The organism is Herbidospora mongoliensis, assembly GCF_001570545.1.
Classification (GTDB): Bacteria; Actinomycetota; Actinomycetes; order Streptosporangiales; family Streptosporangiaceae; genus Herbidospora; species Herbidospora mongoliensis.
In genome coordinates this window covers 265,413-281,538 of sequence record NZ_BBXD01000022.1, presented here as the reverse complement: position 1 = coordinate 281,538, position 16,126 = coordinate 265,413, and the positions used below count along the sequence as shown (strand labels likewise).

General features: G+C 67.5%; 15 protein-coding genes. 7 read left to right on the top strand and 8 right to left on the bottom strand.

What is annotated here, in order from left to right; all coding sequences use genetic code 11:
* Positions 1-5 precede the first annotated feature (5 nt).
* The 6 genes from AW272_RS33245 to AW272_RS33220 all read right to left on the bottom strand — a co-directional run bounded on the left by AW272_RS33245 (position 6) and on the right by AW272_RS33220 (position 7,170).
* Positions 6-1,403 (bottom strand): NAD(P)/FAD-dependent oxidoreductase, encoded by a 1,398-nt coding sequence (locus AW272_RS33245; protein WP_066373650.1) that lies wholly within the window; start codon positions 1,401-1,403, stop codon positions 6-8.
* A 290-nt stretch (positions 1,404-1,693) separates the two neighbouring features.
* Positions 1,694-2,482: an ABC transporter permease gene (locus tag AW272_RS33240; RefSeq protein WP_066373560.1), complete on the bottom strand. Its 789-nt coding sequence runs from the start codon at positions 2,480-2,482 to the stop codon at positions 1,694-1,696.
* Complete coding sequence (locus AW272_RS33235; protein WP_066373558.1) at positions 2,479-3,330, bottom strand: ABC transporter permease; 852 nt, start codon at positions 3,328-3,330, stop codon at positions 2,479-2,481. Before AW272_RS33235 ends, AW272_RS33240 begins: the two co-directional genes overlap by 4 nt.
* Positions 3,331-3,334: 4 nt before the next feature.
* On the bottom strand, positions 3,335-4,546 hold the full coding sequence (locus AW272_RS33230; protein WP_066373556.1) for an ABC transporter substrate-binding protein: 1,212 nt from the start codon (positions 4,544-4,546) through the stop codon (positions 3,335-3,337).
* A gap of 72 nt (positions 4,547-4,618) precedes the next feature.
* Positions 4,619-5,713 carry an ABC transporter ATP-binding protein gene (locus tag AW272_RS33225; RefSeq protein ID WP_066373554.1) on the bottom strand — a complete coding sequence of 365 codons (1,095 nt, stop codon included), beginning with the start codon at positions 5,711-5,713 and terminating at the stop codon, positions 4,619-4,621.
* Positions 5,714-5,742: 29 nt separating this feature from the next.
* Positions 5,743-7,170, bottom strand: coding sequence for a gamma-aminobutyraldehyde dehydrogenase (locus AW272_RS33220; protein ID WP_066373553.1), 1,428 nt, complete (start codon positions 7,168-7,170; stop codon positions 5,743-5,745).
* A gap of 182 nt (positions 7,171-7,352) precedes the next feature.
* Between AW272_RS33220 and AW272_RS33215 the strand changes: the two genes are divergently transcribed.
* The 3 genes from AW272_RS33215 to AW272_RS33205 all read left to right on the top strand — a co-directional run bounded on the left by AW272_RS33215 (position 7,353) and on the right by AW272_RS33205 (position 9,800).
* The gene (locus tag AW272_RS33215) at positions 7,353-7,835 is read left to right on the top strand and encodes an Lrp/AsnC family transcriptional regulator (RefSeq protein WP_061296984.1); all 483 of its coding nucleotides are present in this window, start codon (positions 7,353-7,355) and stop codon (positions 7,833-7,835) included.
* 103 nt (positions 7,836-7,938) lie between these two features.
* Positions 7,939-8,370 (top strand): hypothetical protein, encoded by a 432-nt coding sequence (locus AW272_RS33210; protein ID WP_157518971.1) that lies wholly within the window; start codon positions 7,939-7,941, stop codon positions 8,368-8,370.
* A 41-nt stretch (positions 8,371-8,411) separates the two neighbouring features.
* Complete coding sequence (locus AW272_RS33205; protein WP_157518969.1) at positions 8,412-9,800, top strand: Nramp family divalent metal transporter; 1,389 nt, start codon at positions 8,412-8,414, stop codon at positions 9,798-9,800.
* Positions 9,801-9,833: 33 nt separating this feature from the next.
* Here AW272_RS33205 and AW272_RS33200 read toward each other — a convergent pair whose 3' ends face one another.
* The gene (locus tag AW272_RS33200) at positions 9,834-11,219 is read right to left on the bottom strand and encodes a M1 family metallopeptidase (protein ID WP_066373546.1); all 1,386 of its coding nucleotides are present in this window, start codon (positions 11,217-11,219) and stop codon (positions 9,834-9,836) included.
* Positions 11,220-11,275: 56 nt separating this feature from the next.
* Between AW272_RS33200 and AW272_RS33195 the strand changes: the two genes are divergently transcribed.
* On the top strand, positions 11,276-11,977 hold the full coding sequence (locus AW272_RS33195) for an ABC transporter ATP-binding protein (RefSeq protein ID WP_066373545.1): 702 nt from the start codon (positions 11,276-11,278) through the stop codon (positions 11,975-11,977).
* Positions 11,974-12,639: a hypothetical protein gene (locus AW272_RS33190; RefSeq protein WP_066373544.1), complete on the top strand. Its 666-nt coding sequence runs from the start codon at positions 11,974-11,976 to the stop codon at positions 12,637-12,639. The genes AW272_RS33195 and AW272_RS33190 overlap by 4 nt, the downstream gene beginning before the upstream one ends.
* A gap of 44 nt (positions 12,640-12,683) precedes the next feature.
* Here the strand turns inward: AW272_RS33190 and rlmN are convergent, their stop codons facing one another.
* Entirely contained in the window at positions 12,684-13,796 is a 1,113-nt protein-coding gene (gene rlmN, locus AW272_RS33185) for a dual-specificity RNA methyltransferase RlmN (protein WP_066373543.1), read from the bottom strand.
* A gap of 77 nt (positions 13,797-13,873) precedes the next feature.
* On the opposite strand from rlmN, the gene AW272_RS33180 reads away from it, so the two are divergent.
* Both AW272_RS33180 and AW272_RS33175 read left to right on the top strand, forming a co-directional pair.
* The gene (locus AW272_RS33180) at positions 13,874-14,911 is read left to right on the top strand and encodes a suppressor of fused domain protein (RefSeq protein WP_066373541.1); all 1,038 of its coding nucleotides are present in this window, start codon (positions 13,874-13,876) and stop codon (positions 14,909-14,911) included.
* A gap of 121 nt (positions 14,912-15,032) precedes the next feature.
* A complete protein-coding gene (locus AW272_RS33175; protein WP_066373539.1) occupies positions 15,033-16,124 on the top strand; it encodes an IS630 family transposase in 1,092 nt (363 codons plus the stop codon).
* Positions 16,125-16,126: the final 2 nt, after the last annotated feature.

Here is a 16,126-nt window from a genome sequence, read left to right as displayed (position 1 = left end):
AGATCTCACGAGTCGAATCCCAGCCCGAACCGGTCGAGAGTGCGCAGCCACGCGTTGCGCCGGCCACCGTTGGCGTCGGCCTGGGCCAGCGACCAACGGGTCAGCTGGATCACCCCCGACCGCACGGGCTCGGGCGGGAACGGCACCGGCTTCTGGCGCACCATGTGGAGTCTCGTACGTTCGGTGTCACGTCCGTCCAGGAGGTCGAGCATGACGTTGGCGCCGAACCTCGTCGCCGCCACGCCGAGGCCCGTGTAGCCGACGGCGTAGGACAGGCGGGTGCCGTACGCGGTCCCGAAGAACGCCGAGAACCGGCTGCACGTGTCGATGACCCCGCCCCACTTGTGGGAGAACCGCACGTCCTCCAGCTGGGGGAAGGTCTCGTAGAAGTGCTCGGCCAGGGTGTTGAAGGTGGTGTCGCGCTGGTCGTAGTTCTGGCGGACCTGCCCGCCGTTGTAGTAGACCGCGTCGTAGCCGCCCCACAGGATGCTGTTGTCGTCGGTCAGCCGGTAGTAGTGGAACTGGTTCGCCGAGTCGCCCATCCCCTGCCGGTTCTTCCAGCCGATCGAGTCGAGCTGGTCCTGGCTCAGCGGCTCGGTCATCAGGGCGTAGTCGTAGACGGGGACGACGTAGTACTTCAACCGGCGCAGCAGCGGGGAGTAGACCCCGGTGCCCAGGGCGACCCGGCGGGCGCGGACGGTTCCGTACACCGACTTGAGCTGCAACGACGGGCCGAGCGTGGAGATCTCGCGGACCGGGGAGTGCTCGAACATGCGGACCCCGAGCTTCAGGCACACCTGACGCAGTCCCCAGGCGAGCCGGGCCGGGTCGATCATGGCGCACTCGCCGCGTTCCCAGACGCCGGCGATGTAGGTCGGGGAGTTGACCTCCGCCCTGACCTCGTCCTGGTCGAGATACTGGATGTCCATGCCGAGCTCACGGCCGATCGTGTGGACCTCGTGCATCTCCTCGACCTGCCACGGCTCGGTGGCGACGTTCATCTCGCCGGTCCGCTCGAAGGAGCAGTCGATGCCGTAGCGCTTGATCGTCTCTTCGATCTCGTTGAAGTTCTCGATGCCCATGCGGTGCAGGTCGGCGATCTCGTACGGCCACCGCTCCAGCCCGTTGCCCAGGCCGTGGGTCAGGCTCGCGTGACAGAAACCGCCGTTGCGGCCGGTCGCGGCCCAGCCGACCGTCTGTCCTTCGAGGAGGACGACGTCGCGTCTGGGGTCGCGCTCCTTGGCCAGCAGGGCGGTCCACAGACCGGAGAAACCGCCTCCGACGATGGCCAGGTCAGCGGTGGTGTGGCCGAACAGACGGGGCAGGGTCTCGGGCTCGGCCGGGTCTTCGTGGAGCCAGTAGGGCTTGCGCTCGGCGTCGGCGAGCGCGCGTCGCGGATCCATCATCGCCTCAACACGGGTTCGTCGCCGGCGGGGATCGCGACAATTTTTGCGGTACGCGTCATCATTCAAGGTCTCTTTTCTTACGGTACGGAAAATGACGGCGTGACGGAACGTCACACCGGGCCCGGGGAAACACGCATGGCCCCGGAGCATGGCTCAACGGGGCTCGGCAGCGTCAGATCAGGTGGGGGCGGCGGGAACGCCGGCAGGGCGGTTGCCCTGGGTCGTGCGGATCGTGCGGGTGGTGCTAGAGGTGCGGCTGTGCGAGGGGCTCACACATTTCACGTCCCTTAGTGGGTCGTCTTCCTTCGGGCGGACACGGCATTGACCACGGCAAGCAGTACGCCAATACCAAAGATAAGGGTTCCCATCACGTTCACTTGCGGCGGGATGCCGACCTTGACGGCGCCGATGATCCACAGAGGGAACGTCTGGGTGGAGCCGTTGACGAAGCTCGTCACGACGTAGTCGTCGATAGACAGGGCGAAGGCGAGCATGGCGCCCGCCAGCACGCCCGGCATGATCGAGGGCAGCGTGACCAGGCGGAACGTGGTGAACGTCCCGGCGCCGAGGTCACGTGCTGCCTCCTCCAGCGAGGGGTCGAGACCGACCACCCGGGCTCGCACCGTCACCACGACGAACGCGAGGGAGAAGAGGGTGTGCGCGATGATGATCGTGATGTGGCCGCGCGGCGCGTTGCCCGACACGAACAGCGACAGCAGCGAGGCGCCCATGACGAGCTCGGGCGTGCTGATCGCGGCGAAGATCAGGAAGTCGGTGATGCCCTTGCCGCGAAAGCGGTAACGGCCGACCGCGAGTCCCAGGAGAGTGCCGAGAACGGTCGCGAGAACGGTGCTGATCAAAGCGATCATCAGCGAGTTGACCAGCGCGGTGGTCAGACCGTCGATGGCGAACAACTGCTGGTACCACTTGAGCGTAAACCCCTGCCACGAGGTGTTCGACTTCGACTGCTTGTCGTTGAATCCGAAAAGGACCATCACCGCGATGGGCAACGACAACCAGAGAATGATCAGCCACGTGTACAGATAGAGAACGCGGTCTCCGAGCTTGCCTCTCATCTGGCCGCCGCCTCCAGCACGTTCTCGGTGCCGAGCGCACGTGCGTAGATGAAGATGCCGATCAGGAGCACGGCCATCAGGGTGAACGAGATCGCCGACGCGGTCGGGTAGTTGCTGTTGACCAGGTATTCGGTCTGCACGATGTTGCCGATCATCGTGTTGCCCGTGCCGCCCAGGACCTGCGCGTTGATCGGGTCGGCGGTGGCCGGCACGAACGTCATCAGGACTCCGGCGAAGACGCCCGGGAGCGACAGCGGCAGCACCACCCGGCGGAACGTGGCGAACCGGGAGGCGTAGAGGTCGTAGGCGGCCTCGATGACCGTGGGGTTGACCCGCTCCAGCGCGACGTAGATCGGCAGGATCATGAACGGCAGGAAGTTGTAGACCAGGCCGCCGATCACCGCCACCGTCGTGGCCAGCACGTGGAAGCCCTCCGGCAGCAGGCCCCAGCCCTTCAGCGTGCCGAACAGGATGCCGTCGTCGGCCAGCAGGAAGCCCCACGAGATCGTCCGGAGCACGAACGACACGAAGAACGGCAGCAGCAGCAGGAACAGGAACATGGACTTGCGGTGCCCGGCCTTGAAGGCGATCCAGTACGCCACCGGATAGCCGAGCACCAGCATGATCACTGTCGCGATGCCGCCGTACAGCAGCGAGCGCAGGAACTGCGTGCTGTACTTGGCGATCGCGTCCGAATAGTTGGAGACGCTGAACGTCTGCGCGAACCCGTCGATGAGGTTGCCCGTGGTCAGCGACACCGAGGCCATGGCCGCGATGGGGACCACCAGGAAGATGGCGAGCCACAGCCACGCGGGCAGGGCCAGCCAGTAAGGCGTCCAGCGTCTCATTCGGTCAGCCCTGGGTGATGGTCTGGAAGAGCCCGTTGAAGATCGGCTCCTCGGCGTTGGTCAGGGTCCGGTAGCTGCGGAGCTTGGCGTAGTCGGCCTCGGTCGGGAAGATCAGCGGGCTCTCGGCCAGGGCCTTGGAGTCCTTGTCGTCCTTGGCGGCCAGGATCTGCTGCACGCCGTTCACCGGGGTGACGTACTGGATGTAGTCGGTCAGCTCGGCGGCGACCTCGGGCTTGTACAGGAAGTCCATCAACATCAGCGCGTCGACCGGGTTGGCGGCGCCCTTCGGGATGGCCATGTTGTCGATCCAGATCGTGCCGCCCTCCTGGGGCACCACGAACTTGACCGGCTCCCCGGCCAGCTGCCGCTGGAACACGTCGCCCGACCAGGCCTGGCTCAGCCAGATGTCGCCCTTGGCGACGGCGTCGATGTAGTCCTGCGCGTAGTACTTGCGGACGATGCCCTGGTCGCGCTGCTCCTTGAGCTTGGCGGCGGCCTTCTCCCAGTCGGCCTGGGTCGACTTGTCCGGGTCGACACCCGTGGCGAACATGCCGAAGTTGGCCACTTCCTGCGCGTCGGCCATCATGCCGACCTTGCCCTCGTACTTCTTGTCGAACAGGGACGCGATGCTGGTGATGTCCTCGTCGACGTACTTGGTGTTGTACGCGATGCCCGTCACGCCCGCCTGGTAGGGGATCGTGTACGTGTTGTTCGCGTCGTAGGCCGGGTTCTTGTACTTGGCGCCGGCGTTGGCGGCGAAGTTCGGCAGCTGCTTGTGGTCGAGGGCGACCAGGTAGCCGAGCTGGAGCATCTTGCCGAGATGAACCCCGTTGGTCATCACGATGATGTCGTAGCCGAGCGGCTGGCCGGCCCGCAGCTGCGGCTCCGACTTGCCGAAGAACTCGGCGTTCTCCTGGATGACCTCCGAGTACTCGTACGAGATCCCGGTGGCCTGCTGGAACTGCTTCAGCGGGGCCTGGTCCTCGGGCATGTACTCGGGCCAGTTGGCGAACACGACCTTGCCGTTCTTCTTCTGGGTCGACCAGAAGTCGGCGGCGGCGCTCGCGGCCTCGCTCGGCGCGGCGGCGGGGGGCTTCTGACCCGACACGCCACAGGCGGCCAGGGCGAGCCCGGCGGCGGAGAAGCCGGCGACGCGCATGGCGTCACGACGGGAGTATCGGGACTGCGTCAGACCACGCAGGAGGGGATTGTTCATCAAGGCTCCGAGGGGAGAAGAGCGGTCGATCCTAGCTGTACTTTTCTGACGTTATCTGGAGATTTCCCCCGGTTACGACAGTGTGTAAGAGTGCTGCGGACGCCACGACAACCACACCGCGTCCCCGCGTTCGGCGGTGGTCGAGCTGTCGATGGCGTTCTGCTGGAAGACCGTGATCTCGGTGCCGTCGGCCAGCGCGACCGCGTAGCTGTTGTAGGTGCCCAGGTAGGTGAGCTCGCCCACGGTGCCCTTGACCATGCTCAGCCCGGCCTCGGGCTGCTCGGTCGAGATCGTGATCTTCTCCGGCCGTACGGTCAGGTCGACGGTGTCCCCGACCGCCGCCGTGCCCGGCACGAGGATGCGGTCCTGCTCACCGAGGCGGACCACCAGAAGGTCGCCGTCGGCCGCGTCCACCGTGCCGCTGAGCAGGTTGGACGTGCCGATGAACCCGGCCACGAACTTCGACGCGGGCCGCTCGTAGATCTCCCGCGGCGCCGCGAGCTGCTCGACCAGGCCGTCGTTCATGACCGCGATCCGGTCGCTCATCGTGAGCGCCTCGGACTGGTCGTGGGTCACGTAGACGAACGTGATGCCCACCTCGCGCTGGATGCGCTTGAGCTCGGTCTGCATCTGCTGGCGCAGCTTCAGGTCGAGGGCGCCCAGCGGTTCGTCGAGCAGCAGCGCCCGGGGCCGGTTGACCAGCGCACGGGCGAGTGCCACCCGCTGCTGCTGGCCGCCGGACATCTCCCGGGGACGCCGCTTCTCCCGGCCCGTGAGGTCGACGATCTCCAGGATGTCGCCCACCCGCTGCTTGATCTCGGCCTCCGCCACCTTCTTGCGGCGCAGCCCGAACGCGACGTTCTCCCATACGTTCATGTGCGGGAACAGCGCGTACGACTGGAAGACCATGTTGATGTCGCGCTTGTTGGGCGGGACGTCGGTGACGTCCTGCCCGAGGAGTTTGACGAGGCCCTTGGTGGGCTCCTCGAACCCCGCGATCATGCGCATCGTCGTCGTCTTGCCACACCCGGACGGACCGAGGAGGGAGAAGAACTCCCCCTCGCCGATCGTCAGGCTGACACCCTTGACCGCCTGCACCGTCTCGCCATGCGAGAGGTATTCCTTGACGACGCCGTCAAGCTCGATGGCGGGGACATCCTCGGGCATATCACCTCTCGCTTACTCAGTTCGCTTTCTCAGTCGCCGATGAAGTGCATGACGTGCTTCACCCGGGTGTAGTCGTGCAGGCCGAAGACCGACAGGTCCTTGCCGTACCCGGAGTGCTTGAAGCCGCCGTGGGGCATTTCCGACACGAAGGGTATGTGGGTGTTGACCCACACGACCCCGAAGTCGAGCCGCTTGGACACGCGCATCGCGCGCCCGTGGTCGGAGGTCCAGACGGAGCTCGACAGGCCGTACTGCACGCCGTTGGCCTTGGTGACGGCGTCGGCCTCGTCGGTGAAGGTCTGCACGGTGATGACCGGGCCGAAGACCTCGGTCTGGACCATCTCGTCGTCCTGCAGAAGGCCGTCGACGACGGTCGGGGCGAAGAAGTAGCCCGCCTCGCCGACCTGCTCACCGCCGGTCAGCACGGTGGCGTGTGCCGGCAGCCGCTCGAAGAAGCCCTGGACGCGTTCGAGCTGGTTCGGGTTGTTGAGCGGGCCGTAGAAGGCGTCGTCGCCGGTGCCGGTGACGGTCGCGGCGGCCGCCTCCTTCAGCGCCTGCGCGAACTCGGCATGGATCGACTCCTGGACGAGCACCCGGCACGCCGCGGTGCAGTCCTGCCCGGCGTTGTAGAGGCCCGCGCCGGCGATGGCCTCGGCGGCGGCCTTGATGTCCTTGATGTCGTCGAACACCACGACCGGGGCCTTGCCGCCCAGCTCCAGGTGGACGCGCTTGAGGTCGTCGGCCGCGCTCTTGGCGACGGCCATGCCCGCGCCGACCGAGCCGGTGATCGCGACCATGGACGCGGTCGGATGGGCGATGACCAGGGAGCCGGTCTCGCGGTCGCCGGTGACGACGTTGAAGACGCCGGCGGGCAGGACGTCGCCGATGATCTCGGCCAGCTTGACCGTGGAGACCGGGGTGGTGTCCGACGGCTTCAGCACGATCGTGTTGCCGGCGGCCAGCGCCGGGGCGATCTTCCAGACGGCCATCATCATCGGGTAGTTCCAGGGCGTGACCTGGCCGATGACCCCGATCGGCTCGTGCCGGATCACCGAGGTGTGGTCGGCGAGGAACTCACCGGCGGTCGGGCCGGCCAGCGTGCGGGCCGCTCCGGCGAAGAACCGGAAGTGGTCGGCGGCGACGGGCGTCTCGTCCTCGCTCATCCGGGCGTACGGCTTGCCGGTGTTGCGGCACTCGGCCTGGTTGATCTCGTCCGCGCGCGCCTCGATGGCGTCGGCTATCTTCAACAGCAGGTTCGCTCGCTCACCCGGAGTGGTCTGCCCCCAGGTCTCGAACGCCGTGGCGGCGGCCTCATAGGCCGCGTCGACGTCCTCCTGTCCTGACAGGGGCGCCTGCGCGTAGACCTCGCCGGTGCTCGGATCCACCACGTCGGAGAAGCGTCCGCTCCTGGCGTCGACGAACTTCCCGTTGATGTAGTTCTGCAGGCGGGTGGTCACTTCGACCTCCTGTGAAGGTGTTCAAAGTTGTCGCGACTCTGACAGACATATCAGACAACGACAAGGGATTTCGTAGCGAAAGATATCAAATTGCTACGGAATCGCTTGACAAGGGACGCTGAACTGACAACATGTCGCACCTAGATGGCAACCTGTCGGAAACACGAAGGGTTTATGCGGGGATGACCACGTCGAAGGTTCGGACCACCAGGAACGGCCCCGTGGTGCTCGACGAGATCTCCAAACAGATCGTCGAGCAGCTCCAGGCCGACGGCCGTAAACCATACGCCGCCATCGGCAAGGCCGTCGGGCTCTCCGAAGCGGCCGTCCGCCAGCGGGTCCAGCGCCTGCTCGACGCCGGTGTCATGCAGATCGTGGCGGTCACTGACCCTCTCACTCTCGGGTTCCCGCGCCAGGCCATGATCGGCATCAAGTGCGAGGGTGATCTGGAGGCCGTCGCCGACGAGCTCAGCTCGATCGAAGAGGTCGACTACGTCGTCCTGACGGCCGGTTCTCTCGACATCATGGTCGAGGTCGTGTGTGAGGGCGATCAGCACCTCCTGGAAATTCTCGGCAAAATCCGGGCGATCCCCGCGGTACGCGCCACCGAGACCTTCGTCTACCTCAAGCTCCACAAACAAACCTACTCCTGGGGCACACACTGACCAGGTAGTCAACCTCTAAGCTTCCAGGTTCCCGGCACGACGACTCTGTTCGAGCATTCCGGTGGGGCGGCAACGCCCTCCAGCGAACAGAAACGAGGGAACCATGCGATCCAGAACGTTCTCTGTGCTCGGCGTCGCCTTCCTCCTGGCCGGCGGTGTCACGTTGACCGCCTCGCCGGCCTCCGCCTTCGCCTGTACCGCGGCGATCAACCCCAATACGTTGTCCGGTCCGGCCACCCACTCCCAGCGGACTGCGGGCGGCCGCACCAATCAGCTTCGCTACGCCTTCGACGGCTCCGGCAATCGTTTCGCCTGGTCGCGGCTCACCACTTCCCAGACCGGCGACCGGGTCTGGCTCGACGTCTCCACGAACGGAGGCTCCAGCTGGAGTCAGTGCGGCCTGCGGACCCTGTCGGGTGGCCGCAACTATTCCGACGCGTTCTTCAAGGGGCCGGGCACGTGCGTGCGGGCGGGCTACCGTCCGAAGGACTCGTCGACGTCCTACCTCACACCTTCCGTCGGCTGGTGGTGCTGATCGACGCCTGAATGGCGTCCTCCCGGGTAGCGACGGCGGCCATGAGCAGCATGCCGGCGTTCAAGGTCGCCCAGTTACCCGAGCCCCAGCCGTTACGCCGAGTCCTCGGGCCGGGGGTGATCGCGGCAGGGGTCGGGCTCGCCTCGGGTGAGTTCGTGATCTGGCCGTACATCTCCGCGAACGTCGGGCTGGTGTTCCTGTGGGCGGCCGTGGTCGGGGTGGTCGCGCAGTTCTTCCTCAACATGGAGATCGAGCGCTACACCCTGGCCACCGGGGAGACCGCGCTCACGGGGTTCTCGCGGCTGGGGCGTCACTGGGGGATCGTGTTCGCGCTGCTGGCGCTGCTGGCCAACATCTGGCCGGGGTGGGCGACGTCGAGCGCCACCGTGCTGACCTACGCGGTCGGCCAGGGGAGCGTCACGGTCATCGCGGTCATCGAACTGGTCATCATCGGGATCGCGCTCACCCTCTCCCCCGTCGTCTACCGCACGGTCGAGGCCACCCAGTTCGTCAAGGTCGCGGCGGTGCTGGTCTTCCTGGTCGTCGCGCTGTTCGTGGCGATCACGGGAGAGGCCTACCGGGGACTGGGCGAGGCGGTCACGAGCATCGGCACGATACCGAGCCAGCTGGGCACCGCTCTGGTTCTCGGCGCGCTGGCCTTCGCGGGGGCGGGCGGCGGTCAGAACCTCGTACAGAGCAATTGGATCCGGGACAAGAACATGGGCATGGGAGCCAGGATCCCCCGGCTGGTCTCACCGGTGACCGGGGAAGACCAGGCCGCGCCCGCCACCGGCTACACCTTCGAGCCGACCGAGGAGAACCTGTCGCGGTGGCGGGGCTGGTGGAAGGTCGCCAACATCGAGCAGCTCATCTCGTTCGTCGCGATCACCATCTTCACGATCTTCCTGATGTCGATGCTGGCCTACTCGACCGTGTTCGGCGCGGGCTCCACCAACGACATCACCTTCCTGAAGACCGAGGGCGAGGTGCTGAACCAGCGGCTGAGCTGGTTCGGGACGTTCTTCTGGGCCATCGGCGCGATCTCGCTGTTCGCCGCCGCGATGGGCATCTGCGACTACGTCGGGCGGCTGGTCGCCGATGTGGTGAAGACCGTCTACCTGCCGTCGAGCACGCGGTGGACGGAGAGCAGGATCTACACGGCCGTCGTGTGGTTCATCGTGGCGTTCGGGATCGGCATGCTGACAATCGGGTTCGACCAGCCGATCACGCTGCTGGTGATCTCCTCCAGCGTCGGCGGCATCATGATGTTCGTCTACTCGGCGCTGCTGGCGGTGCTGAACCGGAAGATGCTGCCCGAGGCGATCAGGATCCGCGGCTACCGGATGGTCGCGGTGCTGCTGACGTTCGCGTTCTTCGGGTTCTTCTCGGTGGTCGTGCTGATCGACCAGATCGGCAAACTGACCGGCTGAGGGCGAGCCCCCTTTCGGGGACCCGCCCATGAATCACAGCGTCGGCTTCTTGGCGGCGTACAGCCACTTCTTGAACAGCGGGCCGAGGTCCTTGCCGCTGAGCTCCTCGGCGAGGGCGATGAAGTCCTTCGTGTCCGCGGTGGCGTGCTTGTGGCGGGCCGGCCACTCCTTGAGCAGCTCGAAGAAGGTCTCGTCGCCGATCTCGGTGCGCAGGGCGTGGACGGTCATCGCGCCGCGCACGTAGATCGCCTCCCAGTCGAACATGTCCTTCCTGCCGGGGGCGCCGGTCTTGACGTCCCAGAAGGCGCCCTTGCTCTTGTAGTACTTGTCGAAGGTCGACTTGGCCGAGGGACCGTTGTGGGTCTCCTCGTAGAGCCACTCGGCGTAGCTGGCCAGGCCCTCGTTCAGCCAGATGTCGTTCCACGACTCCAGGCCGACGCTGTTGCCGAACCACTGGTGCGCGATCTCGTGGACGATCAGCAGGTCGTCGCTGGCGTCGCCGTCGTAGACCGGGCGGCCCTGCGTCTCCAGGGCGTAGTGGACGTCGAGCTTGTCCGCGATGCCGCCGGTCGAGCCGAACGGGTAGGGGCCGAAGTGCTCGATGCCCCACTTCGTCGCCTCGGCGGTCTCCTTGTGCAGGTGCTTGGCGGTCTTGGCCAGCGCCGGGTCGTAGGCGGTGATGTTGGGCACGCCGCCCGCGGTGCCGTCAGTGACCTTGTACTTGCCGATGGCGATCATGGCCAGGTAGGGGGCCATGGGCTGCTTCATCTTCCAGCGGGAGACGACGTAGCCCTTCTTGACCCGGACGATGCCGCCGTTCTGCGGCTCCCCGTTGGCCAGCACGGTGAGGCCGACGGGGGCGCTGATCTCGTACGAGAACGTGGCCTTGTCACGCGGGGTGTCGTTGGCGGGGAACCAGGTGCGGGCGCCGTCGGGCTGGGAGACGACGACCGCGCCGTCCTTGGTGTGGATGAAGCCGGTGACGCCGAGGACGGCGTCGTCGACCCGCTTGGGCCTGCCGTCATAGTCGACGACGACCTTGAAGTCGGCGTCGTCGGTGATGCCCTTCTTCGGGGTGACCGTCAGCTCCTGGCCCTTGCGGGACCATTTGGCCTTCTTGCCGTTGACCGTGATCGACCGGACGGTCAGACCGGACAGGTCGAGGTTGAAGCGCGACAGGTCCTTGGTGGCCTTCGCGGTGATCGTGGCGGTGGAGTCGATTTCGCCGGACTTGGGGGTGTAACGCAGCTTCAGGTCGTAGTGCTGGACGTCGTACCCTCCGTTCCCGGCGTGCGGGAAGTAGGGGTCGCCCACGCCGGAGGAGCCCGGGGACTGGGCATCGGCCCAGGCCGGGGCTGAGGGGGCGAGTAACGCGGCGACCGCGAGCAACGCCGCGCCGGGGATTCGTGTGCGAAGCATGCCGCTCATTATCGAGATGAATCCGGCAAGAGCCACAATCCACCTAATATCGGTAGGTGCTCGCGACGAACGTGTGCTTCCGTTACAGGCGGGGCGACCCCTGGGTCCTCGACGACGCCTCCCTCGATCTCGCCCCGGGTTCGGTGGCCGAGATCACCGGGCCCAACGGCACCGGCAAGTCGACCCTGCTGCGTCTGCTCGCCGGCCTGCTGCGACCGGTCAAGGGCGTGATCAGGGAACGCCCGCCGATCGTCGGATACGCCCCCGAGCGGTTCCCCTCGTCGCAGCCGTTCACCGTGGCGGCCTATCTGCGGCACATGGGGGCGGTCCGGCGGGCCCCCGTACCGGAGGAACTGACCACCCGGCTCGGCATGGACCACCTGCTGGGCCAGAAGCTGCCCGACCTGTCGAAGGGCAGCGCCCACAAGGTCGGCCTCGCCCAGGCCCTCGCCGGGGAACCCGGCCTGCTCATCCTCGACGAGCCCTTCGCCGGCCTCGACACCCAGGCCCGCGCCGAACTGTCGGTGATCGTCACCGAGATCGCCGCACGCGGCGGCATCGTCGTCGCCAGCGACCACCAGGGCGATCTGCGGGCGGTCCCGGGAGTGACCCGCTATGAGGTCCGTTCCGGCAAGATCACCCAGGTCGCCCAGGTATTCACGGAAGATCCACTGACCACCCTGACGATCAAACTGCCGCAGTCACGGGCGGCGGCACTGGCGGCCCGGCTGCGGGCGGAAGGCCACGAGGTCTCATGATTCCCCTGGTCAGATTCCGGCTGTCCGGTTATGTACGGTCGCATCGGATCTTCCAGCCCCTGCTCGGGCTGCTCGCCGTTCTTTCCGTCCTGTACGCCACGGGGGTCCCCGCCGGAGGCGAACTCCCCAGCTACGCCGACTCGGCGGGCATCCTGATGCTGGTCTTCGCCTGGGCCGCCCGGGGCCTGCTCGACAACGAACCCGACGAACAGCGTCTCATCGCGATCACCGCCCTCGGCCGCCGCCGCGAACTCGCGGCCGGCCTGCTGGCCGCGCTCTTCCTGACGTCGCTACTGGCCCTGACCGCCCTCGTGTTCCCGCTGTTCGCGGGCTTCGCCGAGACCCCGGGCGCGGCCGATTTCGCCTACGGCATCGGCCTGCACCTGCTGGCCGTGCTCGCCGGGACCGCTCTGGGCGCCCTGACGAGCCGCCCGGTGCTGGCCTCCCCCGCCGCCTCGGCCGCCGTGCTGATCGGCGGATACATGGCGATCCTGCTGCTCAGCTCGGCCGGCCCGTGGGCGTCGGTCCCGGTGTTGGACTGGATGAACGCCGCCCACCACAACGACCTGCCGGAACGGCTGGCCGTCATCGTGGCCTCGGCCCTGGCCTGGAGCGCGGCCGGACTGGCGGGATATGCAGCGGTTCGGCGAGTGAGGAGTTAGGACCGCAGGCATGTCGGCCTGCGGCCGGTCTGACGAGGTCGACCTCAGGGGTTGGCCGCCGCGAGCTGGCCGCAGGCGCCGTCGATCTCGCTGCCCCGGGTGTCGCGGACCGTCACCGGCACGCCGTGGAATTCCAGGCGGCGGACGAAGGCCCGCTCGTCTTCCGGCCGGGAGGCCGTCCACTTGGAGCCCGGGGTCGGGTTGAGCGGGATCAGGTTGACGTGGACCAGCTTGCCCTTGAGCAGCTTCCCGAGCAGGTCGGCCCGCCACTCCTGGTCGTTGATGTCCTTGATGAGGGCGTATTCGATCGAGACCCGGCGCTTGGTCTTGGCCGCGTAGTCCCAGGCGGCGGCGAGGACCTCGGCCACCTTCCAGCGGGTGTTGATCGGGACGAGCGTGTCGCGCAGTTCGTCGTCGGGGGCGTGCAGCGAGACGGCCAGCGTCACCGGCAGGCCCTCGTTCGACAGCTTCTCGATCGCCGGGACCAGCCCGACCGTGGAGACGGTCACGCCGCGCGCCGAGATGCCCAGGCCCTCGGGCGACGGGTCGACCATGCGGTGGACCGCGCCGATCACGGCCTTGTAGTTGGCCATCGGCTCGCCCATGCCCATGAAGACGATGTTGTTGACCCGGCCGGGCCCGCCCGGCAGGTCGCCCTTGGCCAGCGCCCGCTGCCCGGCGACGACCTGCTCGACGATCTCGGCGGTCGACATGTTGCGGGTCAGCCCGGCCTGCCCGGTGGCGCAGAACGGGCAGTTCATCCCGCATCCGGCCTGGGAGGAGACGCACATCGTGGTGCGGTCGGGGTAGCGCATCATGACCGACTCGACCAGGGAGCCGTCGAACAGCTTCCAGAGGGTCTTGCGGGTCGTGCCGCCGTCGCAGGTGATCTCGCGGACCGTGGTCAGCAGCGGCGGAAGCAGCTGGCTGAGCTTCTCGCGGGAGGCGGCCGGAAGGTCGGTCATCTCCTCGGGCGACGCGGTCAGCTTGCTGAAGTAGTGGCGCGAGAGCTGGTCGGCCCGGAAGGGCTTCTCGCCGAGTTCGGCGACGGCCGCCCGGCGTTCGGCCATGGTCAGGTCGGCCAGGTGGCGCTGCGGCTTCGCCCGTCGCGGTGCGACGAACGTGAGCTGACCGGCCTTGGGGGCGGCCTCGGACATGGTGAACCTCTCAAAACGACGACTGCACTTACGGCCGGGCGGCACCGGGCTTAGAGTCCTGATCTGGGAGGTGAGGCGTGGACAGCACCACCGTCGTGCTCACCAGCACCAATCCCTATGGGAGCCGCACCCTTACCGTCGAGCGCGATCAGGTGTCCTCGGTAGCTTACCTGCGCGACCCGGCCGGTACCGTCCGCGGAGCGGTCTGGCTGGCCAATCACGTGACCGCCCCGATGTCACTCGACCTCGCCCGTCTCAACAACGGCCGGCCCCCGATCATGCCCCGAGCCGGAACCCGGCGTCCTTTCGGCACCGCCCACCTCGACCCGTCGAGGCTGCGGGTGCTGTGGTTCGAGGAGGGCGATGGCGTGGCCCTCTACGACGACGAGGGCCTGCTGGCCGTCATCCCCGGCTGGGCCGACCTCGACCGCGGCATGCCCGGCTACGCGAGGGAGGCCCTCGGCGAGTGGCCGTTCGCCTGGGCCCTGTCCGAGGCGCTCGAAGGCCTCAGCCCCCGGGTCGCCAAGGCCGAGGCCTACTGGCAGTGGCGGGCCGGCGAGGCGTCCTGGGCGTCGTTCCAGCAGTTCGTGATGGGCCACCTCGACGGCCGCCTGGGCCCCCCGGGCCGCTTCTGGGACGCCGGCGGCGGCCAGCTGCCCGCCATCGGGGTGACCGAACGCCCGCCGTCCTACGGCCGCGACTTCACCGTGCTCTCCACCGTGGGGATGAGCTGCCAGCGCATGCCGTCGGCCGAGCTCTACGACACCCCGACCCGCGTCGAACTCGCCGTCGCCACCCGAGGCGACCCCCGCTCGGCGGCCCGCCTGTTCCTGTGGCTGGGACAATATCCGTGGCGCTCGGTCACCTGGCTCGGCGACGGCCACACGGCCCGCTGGTATCACCAGCCCGGGACATTCCCCATCCCCGGCGGCTACGCAGGCGTGATGATGCTGGCCACACCGGCCGGCATCCCCAATTTGTCGGGGTTCCAGGTAGCCGGAGACGTGGTCCGCTGGCTCTGGCTCGTCCCCGTGACCGACGCCGAACTGAGAGAAGCCGCCGACCGCGGCCACGATGTCATCGCCGCCCGCCTGAGCACCCTCAACCGCATCTAGTGCTGTGACCGGAAACCTTCGCCGGTCTCGCGTGTAGCCGCTGGCGTCGGTTGGATGTGTCGTACACGTCCGGCGGGCGCGAGGAGGCGCGGTGGGAGAACCGGTCAGAGTACGAAGACTGATGGACGCCGAAGGGCAGAAGCTGCAGCAGATCGTCCGCCGGGGCAGCACCAGTTCGGTGCGGTATCGGCGGGCGATGATCGTGCTGGCCTCGGCCGGGGGCAACACCGTCCCGGTGATCGCCCGCTTGGTGGCCGCTGATGAGGACACGGTGCGGGATGTGATTCACCGGTTCAACGAGATCGGGCTGGCCTGCCTGGACCCTCGGTGGGCGGGAGGCCGTCCCCGCCTGCTCAGTGATGACGAGGAAGAGCTCGTCATCCAGATGGCCACCACCCGCCCGGCCAAGCTCGGGCAGCCCTTCACCCGCTGGTCGATCCGCAAACTGGCCGCCCATCTGCAACGCCTTCCCGGCCGACCGCTCCTCATCGGCCGCGAGGCGTTACGCAATCTGCTCGCCCGCCGGGGGATCACCTTTCAGCGCACCAAGACCTGGAAGGAGTCTCCCGATCTGGATTTCGAGGCCAAGCTGGACCGGATCGAGTACGCCCTGACCCAGCGCCCGGAACGGACTTTCGCCTTCGACGAGTTCGGACCTTTGGGCATCCGCCCCACCGCCGGATCCGGGTGGACGCGACAGGGCCGGCCGGACCGGTTGCCGGCCACCTACCACCGCACCCACGGAATCACCTACTTCCACGGCTGCTACTCCGTCGGCGACGACACCTTGTGGGGCGTCAACCGGCGCCGCAAGGGCATCGACCACACCTGGGTCGCGTTGAGGTCGATCCGCGCGGCCCGCCCGGACGGCGCCCCCATCTACGTGATCCTGGACAATCTGTCCGCGCACAAGAACTGGCGCATCCGGGCCTGGGCCAGGCGCAACAAGGTCGAGTTGTGCTTCACCCCGACCTACGCCTCGTGGGCCAACCCGATCGAGGCGCACTTCGGGCCGCTACGCCAGTTCACGATCGCAGGCTCCGACCATCCCAACCACACCGTCCAGACGCGGGCTCTGCACGCCTATCTGCGCTGGCGCAACCGCAACGCCCGCCATCCCGACGTCCTGGCAGCCCAACGCCGTGAACGCGCCCGCGTCCGCAGCGAGAAACGCGTCCGCTGGGGCGGTCGGCCACTGTCAGCTGCCGCCTGACC

What these genes read in the sequence shown, in the direction of transcription:
- AW272_RS33190 (WP_066373544.1), top strand. Translation starts at nt 11,974, where the DNA reads ATGATTCCCCTGGTCAGATTCCGGCTGTCCGGTTATGTACGGTCGCAT.
- AW272_RS33210 (WP_157518971.1), top strand. Translation starts at nt 7,939, where the DNA reads ATGCGATCCAGAACGTTCTCTGTGCTCGGCGTCGCCTTCCTCCTGGCC.
- AW272_RS33235 (WP_066373558.1), bottom strand. Translation starts at nt 3,330, where the DNA reads ATGAGACGCTGGACGCCTTACTGGCTGGCCCTGCCCGCGTGGCTGTGG.
- AW272_RS33245 (WP_066373650.1), bottom strand. Translation starts at nt 1,403, where the DNA reads ATGGATCCGCGACGCGCGCTCGCCGACGCCGAGCGCAAGCCCTACTGG.
- AW272_RS33240 (WP_066373560.1), bottom strand. Translation starts at nt 2,482, where the DNA reads ATGAGAGGCAAGCTCGGAGACCGCGTTCTCTATCTGTACACGTGGCTG.
- AW272_RS33200 (WP_066373546.1), bottom strand. Translation starts at nt 11,219, where the DNA reads ATGCTTCGCACACGAATCCCCGGCGCGGCGTTGCTCGCGGTCGCCGCG.
- rlmN (WP_066373543.1), bottom strand. Translation starts at nt 13,796, where the DNA reads ATGTCCGAGGCCGCCCCCAAGGCCGGTCAGCTCACGTTCGTCGCACCG.
- AW272_RS33225 (WP_066373554.1), bottom strand. Translation starts at nt 5,713, where the DNA reads ATGCCCGAGGATGTCCCCGCCATCGAGCTTGACGGCGTCGTCAAGGAA.
- AW272_RS33230 (WP_066373556.1), bottom strand. Translation starts at nt 4,546, where the DNA reads ATGAACAATCCCCTCCTGCGTGGTCTGACGCAGTCCCGATACTCCCGT.
- AW272_RS33205 (WP_157518969.1), top strand. Translation starts at nt 8,412, where the DNA reads ATGAGCAGCATGCCGGCGTTCAAGGTCGCCCAGTTACCCGAGCCCCAG.
- AW272_RS33175 (WP_066373539.1), top strand. Translation starts at nt 15,033, where the DNA reads ATGGACGCCGAAGGGCAGAAGCTGCAGCAGATCGTCCGCCGGGGCAGC.
- AW272_RS33215 (WP_061296984.1), top strand. Translation starts at nt 7,353, where the DNA reads ATGACCACGTCGAAGGTTCGGACCACCAGGAACGGCCCCGTGGTGCTC.